General features: G+C 36.8%; 11 protein-coding genes and 1 pseudogene. 8 read left to right on the forward strand and 4 right to left on the reverse strand.

Annotated elements, in window-relative coordinates:
• Positions 1-71 precede the first annotated feature (71 nt).
• Together ACSZO4_RS23410 and ACSZO4_RS23415 are read right to left on the reverse strand one after the other, a co-directional pair.
• Positions 72-257 (reverse strand): annotated as a pseudogene (locus ACSZO4_RS23410) (LacI family DNA-binding transcriptional regulator); the annotation flags it as partial.
• Between the two features lie 550 nt (positions 258-807).
• The gene (locus ACSZO4_RS23415) at positions 808-2,070 is read right to left on the reverse strand and encodes a tyrosine-type recombinase/integrase (RefSeq protein WP_145538613.1); all 1,263 of its coding nucleotides are present in this window, start codon (positions 2,068-2,070) and stop codon (positions 808-810) included.
• Positions 2,071-2,633: 563 nt separating this feature from the next.
• Between ACSZO4_RS23415 and ACSZO4_RS23420 the strand changes: the two genes are divergently transcribed.
• From ACSZO4_RS23420 to ACSZO4_RS23450, 7 genes are all read left to right on the forward strand, one after another.
• Positions 2,634-3,497, forward strand: a complete 864-nt coding sequence (locus ACSZO4_RS23420; protein ID WP_437891473.1) for a DUF6387 family protein — start codon at positions 2,634-2,636, stop codon at positions 3,495-3,497.
• Positions 3,498-3,643: 146 nt separating this feature from the next.
• Positions 3,644-3,859, forward strand: a complete 216-nt coding sequence (locus ACSZO4_RS23425; RefSeq protein WP_000250489.1) for a helix-turn-helix transcriptional regulator — start codon at positions 3,644-3,646, stop codon at positions 3,857-3,859.
• A gap of 29 nt (positions 3,860-3,888) precedes the next feature.
• On the forward strand, positions 3,889-4,200 hold the full coding sequence (locus ACSZO4_RS23430; protein ID WP_097312120.1) for a hypothetical protein: 312 nt from the start codon (positions 3,889-3,891) through the stop codon (positions 4,198-4,200).
• Between the two features lie 14 nt (positions 4,201-4,214).
• The gene (locus ACSZO4_RS23435) at positions 4,215-4,601 is read left to right on the forward strand and encodes a hypothetical protein (protein ID WP_437891477.1); all 387 of its coding nucleotides are present in this window, start codon (positions 4,215-4,217) and stop codon (positions 4,599-4,601) included.
• Between the two features lie 16 nt (positions 4,602-4,617).
• Positions 4,618-4,905 (forward strand): hypothetical protein, encoded by a 288-nt coding sequence (locus tag ACSZO4_RS23440; protein WP_437891478.1) that lies wholly within the window; start codon positions 4,618-4,620, stop codon positions 4,903-4,905.
• An 88-nt stretch (positions 4,906-4,993) separates the two neighbouring features.
• Entirely contained in the window at positions 4,994-5,287 is a 294-nt protein-coding gene (locus ACSZO4_RS23445) for a hypothetical protein (protein WP_437891479.1), read from the forward strand.
• A 112-nt stretch (positions 5,288-5,399) separates the two neighbouring features.
• A complete protein-coding gene (locus tag ACSZO4_RS23450) occupies positions 5,400-5,795 on the forward strand; it encodes a hypothetical protein (protein WP_437891480.1) in 396 nt (131 codons plus the stop codon).
• A gap of 90 nt (positions 5,796-5,885) precedes the next feature.
• On the opposite strand, the gene ACSZO4_RS23455 is transcribed toward ACSZO4_RS23450, so the two are convergent.
• The gene (locus ACSZO4_RS23455; protein WP_437891481.1) at positions 5,886-6,371 is read right to left on the reverse strand and encodes a DUF4756 family protein; all 486 of its coding nucleotides are present in this window, start codon (positions 6,369-6,371) and stop codon (positions 5,886-5,888) included.
• Positions 6,372-6,460: 89 nt separating this feature from the next.
• Positions 6,461-7,198 carry a DNA-binding protein gene (locus ACSZO4_RS23460; RefSeq protein WP_437891482.1) on the reverse strand — a complete coding sequence of 246 codons (738 nt, stop codon included), beginning with the start codon at positions 7,196-7,198 and terminating at the stop codon, positions 6,461-6,463.
• A 933-nt stretch (positions 7,199-8,131) separates the two neighbouring features.
• On the opposite strand from ACSZO4_RS23460, the gene ACSZO4_RS23465 reads away from it, so the two are divergent.
• Positions 8,132-8,497 (forward strand): hypothetical protein, encoded by a 366-nt coding sequence (locus tag ACSZO4_RS23465; RefSeq protein ID WP_437891483.1) that lies wholly within the window; start codon positions 8,132-8,134, stop codon positions 8,495-8,497.
• Positions 8,498-8,507: the final 10 nt, after the last annotated feature.

Genomic DNA, 8,507 nt, shown 5'->3' on the forward strand with positions numbered 1-8,507 from the left:
GGGCATCGTGAAAAATCTATGGCAAAGAAAGCCTTATGTTCTCATAACTGACGATTAAATCGCACCTTCCCTAAGATCATCGATGTTTTTGATGTTCTCAGTTGCCTGGCCAGTATATTAGGCTGATAACCAAGATCATTTATGATTTTTGAAACTTTTTCGGATGTTGATTTTTTAACTGTTGCTGAGTTATTTAACACGCGCGACACTGTAGCTACAGATACACCTGCAAGTTTTGCTATTTCTTTAACTGACATAATGAATTCCTCCTGTTAATTAATATATTCTATCATTTTTCGTCAGATTGTTCTTGATGTCGGATTTTAACAGGTTCAAAGCCGGAGCGTAACGTCAATATATTGAGAAGTAATATTTATTGTTTTCAAGCTATCGATGTGACGGATGAGAGCTATCCATTTAAAAGATTAGCAATTAGAGTTAATATGATGCATTAAATACATATCTGAAAGCAGGTGGCAAGCCAAAAGGGTTAATCATTCTCATTTAAATGAAGGTTTCTAAATGAAACTTTCCTTTAAATCCTTGGGTACTCTATGCGGAGTATTGATGTTGGTTTTTATGGCGCGGTAAATGTTGCAGTGAAATTTTTTTTTAGTTAGGTGTATGGTCTTTCAGGCCAATTTTATCAGGTTTGTTTCCCAGGTTCGAGTGTCTATGTTATATTTTTCTTAACTTGAAGTGATTACTGTTCGGACAGTAGCCACTTTACGGTGGTTTTTTTACGTTAAAATTAAAAGCAGCCCCCCGATCGAAAGCTGCTCTTTCGGCCGATTTTCATTCAGACGCTTAAGCAATAGTTACCTGCAGTACATAAATATAGGGTGCAACATAATCTTCCCGGCACCTGTCGAGATAATCCGACCACCATTGCATCATCGTCTTACGGGCATCCAAATATTGAGCCTTGTGGATGTAAGCCGCCCGTATGCTATTGCGCTCCTGATGACTCATTTGACGCTCAACGGCATCCTGTGACCACAGGCCAGATTCCATCAGCGCACTACAGGCCATTGCCCGAAATCCGTGACCGCAAACTTCATCTTTCGTGTCATAACCCATCAGTCGCAGCGCCTTGTTGACCGTGTTTTCGCACATCGGCTTAAAGGGATTATGATCACCGGGAAATACCAGTTCCTGATGCCCGGATATTTCCCGTATCTGTTTCAAAATAGTGATGGCCTGATGGGAGAGAGGAACGATATGTGGTGTGCGCATTTTCGCACCACGCCCTGAATAGCGGACTCCGGGGATAGCTTCGCGGGTGGCAGGAATGGTCCAAATCTTGTTTCTGAAATCGATCTCAGACCAGCGGGCGAAACGCAATTCGCTGGAACGGATGAACAGGTGCAGGGTGAGTGATACTGCCAGGCGGGTTAATTCTCGTCCTTGCTTGTAGTCCTCAATGCGGATCAACAGTTGCGGTAGTCGTTCGAGTGGAAGGGCAGGGTAGTGACGTTTAACGGGAGGGGCGATAATGCCGTCCAGATTTGCTGCCGGATTGTGTTCAACCAACTCCTGATGCACGGCATGACGCATGATGTTGCACATATGCTGTCGGGTTCGTGCCGCCACTTCCAGCAAACCTTTTTTCTCAATCCCTTTCAGCAGGTCGATAAAATGACGTGGTTTTAGTTCAGAAACAGGTAGATGCCCAATGATCGGAAAAATATGGTTATTCATGCTGGCGAGCAGACGGACGGCATGATTCTCAGACCATGCTCTGTTGCTTTTATGCCAGCTCAGTGCAACAGACTTGAAGGTTTCTTCTGGCAACGCAGTTGCTCTTTCAGCAGAGCGCTGTTGTGCGGGGTTGATATTCTGTGCCAGCAACTTGCGGATACCGTCACGCTGCTGACGAGCGTCGGCTAAAGATACATCTGGATATGCACCTAGGCCGAGGCGGGTTTCTTTTCTATTTATACGGTATTTGAGATACCAGAGACGTGAACCGCCTGGATTAACCAGCAGGTACAGACCGTGAGAATCGGAAACTTTGAAGGGTTTTGCGGATGGTTTTAAGTTGCGGATTTTTGAGTCGTTAAGAGACATTTGGGGGTCACTCCGTCATCGAACCAACTTGACCCCAAATCTGACCACCAAATTCTCCCGATGCAGAGGGAAAACTGAAAATGCATCGGGATGACTTTTCACGCTAACTTGTTGAATCTAAATCACATAGGGATTCGCAGAGCGGCATGAAAGCAAGAATTTGGCTCCTCTGACTGGACTCGAACTTCATCTACATCTCCTGTTATTACTGATTTTGTTAAACTTATCCATATTTTTACCAACATATTTACCATTATTATTGTTTTCTTTTGGTAAAAATGTCAATTAAAAACAATTGGTTGTTGTCATAATCATCTAACTATACGCACCTAGATTTACTTTCATTATCAATATGATGTTGTCGTTATTTTTGTTCAAATAAATGTTGAAAAACAATTAGTTAATTTTTATTAAATAAATCATATTTAGTCAAGGTGAAAGCACTGATCTCCAAGGTCACTTACTGTGCTCACACCATTTTGAAAACCCGCTCCTCTTTTCCACTTTCTCTATCATGTTGAATGGGCTAACGTTTAGGAAACACAAAAGCAATCGGTAGAACAATGACTACACAAAAGGAAATGGAAGAAATCAGGGCAGCGTTATCTTGGTTTGATGTACGCCGATATGATGGCCTGAAAGACCTCACCTTAGAACAAATCTATGCAGAGCTTGAAAGACGGATGTTGGCTTACAAAACAAGACAACAATGGGAAACAGCAGGCAAAGATAATCAAATGCAAGCGATATACCATGATGCCACAATCCGATGTGGTGATGTGATACTTAAATCAAACTGGATTTCAGACAATCACAGACTGTCACATAGCTATGCTGTAAAACCAATGACCAGAGTTAAATTGTTCAACTATGGGCGGGCTATGTATCGGCTAGAGAATTCAGATCAAACAGATCCTGTTGCAGTGAGTTCGGACTACATCTCTGAGTATCTGAAACAAGGAGGCATGAACCCTGCTAACAAGATGCTGATTGAAATTGACTTAGAAGAAGCCAGCAGTGACGATCTCGCAGAACATCTGAAAGTACTGATTGCTCTATGGCAAAAGCACCTGAAAACGCCTAAACCCCCGAAACGAAAATTTAGGTTCGGTCATAAGACCTTTGAAAGAATACTTGATTACAAAGTTATCCCTTTGATGGATTTGATCTCATGGGAACAACTCTACAACGAAGGTAAGAACATACCTTTCACCATTTTAGCTGACATCCTGCATGGTAATAATGGGGTCAGAAGTAGTGAGAACATCAAAGATACTGATTATGATTACGCGAAAAGTTATCTTGATAACGATGAGTACTTCAAGGTTTTAAATGATTTTTACATTAAAAATAATATGTTGAAGGATTGGGGTATCGTTGATGTGATAACACTTAACGATAAATCCTCGGATAAAAACAAAAAGTAAACACAAGGGATGTTCACAATCTGCGAACGTCCCTATAAAGAGTATCCCTCCAAAATTTCCGCGAAACTCACGGTTGGTGAACATCCCTAGTTTAGAACCAGCCAAACGCCTAGAATTATCTCCATCGAATAACACAGGAGATAAATATGGTTCAAAACAAAACAGATAAACATCCGAAACTGATTCGTTTACCGGAAGTAAAAAGAAGAACAGGGTTTGGTAAAACGTGGATATATACCTTAATAAGAGCGGGTAAATTTCCTAAGCAAGTAAAAACCGGATTGCGCTCTATCGCATTTATTGAAAGTGAGATTGATGAATGGATTTACAAAATCATTTCTGATTCTCGCAATCATATCTAAAAAAGTTTATTAAACAATGAGGGGTTAAGATGAAAAATAAAAACGTACTGCCTTGTGTGGTGACTGTTACGAATGATGAGACAGAAGTATTTATGGAAATGGCAATAAATAACTTTAGAAAACATCTTCAGGTCATGATTGATTGTATGGGAAATGATTATGAGCGTCATTTTAAAGACCGACTTTATATTGAAGAAGTGATTGGAAAAGTGATCGAACGAACAAAACAAGAGTTTGCTGAATCAATGAAAGATAATAAAGGGAAAGAATATCATCTGTTCTTGGATGAGGTGAGAAGGAATCTGAGAGTTATTTACTCTGCGTATCGTACTAACTATTAATGAGAGAGGAAAATATGAACGAAAAATGTTTAGGCTGGAATGAAATACCCGTTAAAATATCCGCAAGTAATGCTGAGACAGCAAACTTTGCTACTGATGTTGTAAATACCTATAACGAGTTAATACATTACTTATACTTTAATCTAAGTGATGATGCATTTCTGAAAAAAATGAAGGATGGATTTTACAGGGAGATATTCATAATGGATATTATTAATCTCACGCTACAGGAATGGTTTGAAAGTGCTGAAGAGATAAAGATTAAACACATATCAGTTCCAGAGGTTAAAACTATACTAAGTAGTTATCATGAGTTTTTGATTAAATGCTTTAATGGTGATGATTATGTTCTTTATTACAAAAGAATAGAAATCAGCGCAAATAAACAGTCTGTAATATAAATCAAGAGGTAGAGACATGAGTGAAAAACTGATAAAAGAATCTCAAAAAGTATTTATGCATATGGCAGGTTTGTTTTATGAAATGAAAATAAATACGCTTAAGGAAGTCCGACCCGATGAAGCAGAGATGTTAATGGAGGATGATGCATTCATGGAGGGTATTTTTAAGGATTGTATTAAGAATGCGAGCGCATCTTTTAAAAAGGTAGTCAGATGGGAGTACTTTGAACAAGGGCATTCAGTAAAAATGGTTGATAAGGAGGTGGTGTTGATAACATTACGTGTTAATCACAAACGAAGATAAAAACGTTATTTAATAAATCATTTTTAGCCTCATTCATGGGGCGAAAAATAAAAAACAAACAAATATCATTTAATAGTGAGGCGTAACTATGAGTAAAATTTTTGAAATTAAAAATGTATCTACAGAAACGTATTATAATATTGCAGAGCGTTCGTTTGAGGCTAGTTGGAAGGTTATGCAGGATATGGCCTCTGATAATGTCTCATACTTGGTATATGATGCGGGTTTTATGTGTGTTTTCATCGGCAATGTTATTGAGCATATCAGTAAAAATTTTTACATCATTATCCAATGTGAATGTCTGGAAGGAAAGCTTGAAGAAGTAAACTTTGAAGAGGTAGCGGAACGTCTGGTCCGGCATTCATGGGAGTTTTGTAAATAATATCAAAATAAAAATAGATTAAGAAATCATGGGCAGAGTTGTTATCTACTCACTGATTTAGATTACGTGGCCCCGTAATGGGGCTGTACATCGATTACAAGAGGAATATGATATGAATGATGTGGTATTATACGAAAAAAATGAATCAATGTTTTTTGCTATTTGCACGGTCTTATCATTATATTGCGATTTCATATACGAAATAGCATATGGTTTTCATAATGAAGCGGTAATGATCATTGAAAATGAAAAGTGTGTGGGACAGGCACTTAAAATACAAATAAACAATCTGTTCGATGATTTCGATTACTACAAAAAAGTGAATGGAACAGGAAAAGAAAAACGGGAGGATATAGATGAAAAAGAACTCTTTAACAAAGTAATGGCAGCACATAACCAAGGAGTAAAAGCGCTAATCATGAAGAATCTTGAGGTTAATCTTCGAGAGAAAGAGGAAGGTTCTGAATATTGGAAGTTAAAAATATTTAATAGGTTTAATGGTATATAGAAGTCAATGTAGGGTTCTATATATTCAGATAAAGGAAGTAGTCATGATCTTTATCTAAACAGAACTATGAATGATTAAATCGCACCTTCCCTAAACAGCCATTTTCCTACGTTTTGTATTCGATGCTCCAAAATCTGATGAAATACTGGAAAGCTGTTCAAGACTCTGCTCAACAGAACGCTGAAACTCAAGTGCTGCCTCTGTGCGCTGTTTTATAATTAGGGATACAATCTCTTCATCACTTTTTTCTACAATCGCTTTTCCATAAAGCTTACGTTCATAAAACTTATCAAGATTCCCTGATATTTTTTTCGCAGATATGTTGGCTGCTGAAAAACTTATAGGATTGAGTTCTTCAATAAAAGAATCCATAAGAGACTTTCTTTTTCTATCCAACCTACGTAGTTCCGTATGGGCCGAGTAATATTCTTTTAGTTTATATTGTGGCACAGAGTCATCTTCACGCAATCTGAAATACTCTTCTCGATATTCGTCCATTGATGGTTGTTGTTTAAGTTTTTCAATAGTATCAAAATATGCTAATAAATCGCTGTTGTCTAATTTTACATTTCTCATAAATACCTCGTTATTAATGATTGTTATATTTATATGTTAAGGGATATAGAGAAAGTGTCAAATTTAGCCAAGGATTGAATCAATGTATTTTAGGTCTTGGCGTCTTCAATGCCAAATGTTTCCTCAGCCAAGTCTTTTCTTTCTGCTTCATTTTCCTTTGTTCGTCTGTAAACTTTTCGGGGTTTATCGATCTGGATACTGTTTTTAGCATTGGGAACAGCGTTATTCTTTTTCTTCTTACTAAAAATAAATGCATCAGTATAGATTTCTTTAGTTTCAGTTTCTAAAGCTAAGTTTCGTCTTTCTTGTTTTGAGTAATCAGTATAGTTGTCTGGATATTGTTCAATCTCAGCATTAAGGCTTCTGGCATTACTTAAATGCTCTTTACGTTTCTCATCAAGTTGATGGCTCATGCCCTTAGCGAAAATATTCGAGTTAATATACAGGTGTCCATGATGCTCAACGAGAATGCCTTTCTGTCTTAGCTTTTTAAATATGTTTGACATATTCCCAGATGCGATATTCAACGCTTTACAGAGTGATGACTGTGAAAGGTTGATAAGATTTCCGAACTCCATGTATTCTAAAATATAAGTTAATACGCGGAATTCATTCTTCGATATATCCAGATCAGAAAAAACACGAAAGTTAGAAGTAAAAGCAAAAATATAGGGTTGTGCAAATGATATCGATTTATCTTCTTCTGTTGCTATGACTGTAGTTGATTTTATATCTTTGTTTTGCAGCAAGTGCTTTGCGATATCAATCTTTTGTTCTGTGGTTAATGTTTCAAATAAGCGAAGTAGTTCAGTGTCATTAGTATTCATATTATTCTCTCTTATAGTTTTTATTCTGTTATTTTTAATACTATGCAGAAAAATAAAAGTCAATAGTTAAACTATAAATAAAATAGAACTTTTATTATTATGATATTGCTATATGTTAAAAAACCTATGTTCAAACATAGATCTTGCTATGTTCGAACATAGGACGGATCTATGTGCGCACATAGGTATCTGCTATGTTTGAACATAGCAAAAAAAGGTGCGAAGCCTTGATTTTATTGGGCTGGGACAGTGCTTATAATTAAATAATTAGTAAGAAGTTAAGAGAGTCCAGTTTTCCTTTACTTTTATGTGCGAGTGTTTTACGTGGGAATATGTGGTTTTCTTGATACTCATTTTCAGCGAAGTGATTGTTTCATACAATCACGAAGCGCTGCTTCCTGTTGCTAAATTCATAATCATAGTATTGTCGTAAAGAATGAAATTTACTTTTAACTTTATTAGCGGCTGTCGCCGCGATCTTTTCTGGATAAATCTATCACTAACAGGGGCAAGCCCTGTTCCAGCTATGTGATTGTTTTGGACAATCACTAAGTGCTGCTTCTTTGAATATAGTTTTCCTATACGTTTAAGAGCAAATGCTATATGTTATCGCGGTAATGCTATGTTTAAACATAGGATCAATTTTGTTATTTTTGATGGAATGATCTGGAAAAGATCTTCCCTCTATTCACTATCAATATTGAAAAATCACCTCATCAAAATAGAAATATATATTTCAGAGTTAGGGCGTAGCCGTGCGGAATGAAAACAGATTCATCGTTTTCGATAGCACATGAGCGTTAGCTCATAAGATAAATATCTTTTCAAAAGAAGATTAAAACAATACGAAAAACGTTATTGTCCAAAAGTTAAATTTGATTTTCATAAAATAAATATGGTATTAAAAAATAAAACAAAAAGGGAAATCAAAGGATGAATAATATTAAAATCATTACGCTATTTCACGCTAACAAAAACGTACCATTTATGACCTGTATGGTTAAAGACATTGAAGTAAATAAACATGGAATAAAGTTTACTCTTGAAAACGGAGATAGCATCTGTGTTAAAGACTACGATTTTTTCTTTGTGTCAGAATCAGCAACTGATAATGATATGAATCGTATGATAAATGGTTATGGGAGATTAACTGTAGAAATCAACCAAGTAAGGAAAGAAACAATAAGCTCACCAGAACCTACAACACCCAGCCTAAGACTTCTTTTACTGTTCTTAAGGAAGGTGCGATTTAATCGGTGGGGTTCAGTGGAGTCCTTATCTGTATTAGCCTTACCTTAGCTGAGCTGTA

It is taken from the genome of Phytobacter sp. V91 (assembly GCF_965644225.1).
Classification (GTDB): Bacteria; Pseudomonadota; Gammaproteobacteria; order Enterobacterales; family Enterobacteriaceae; genus CBFFRJ01.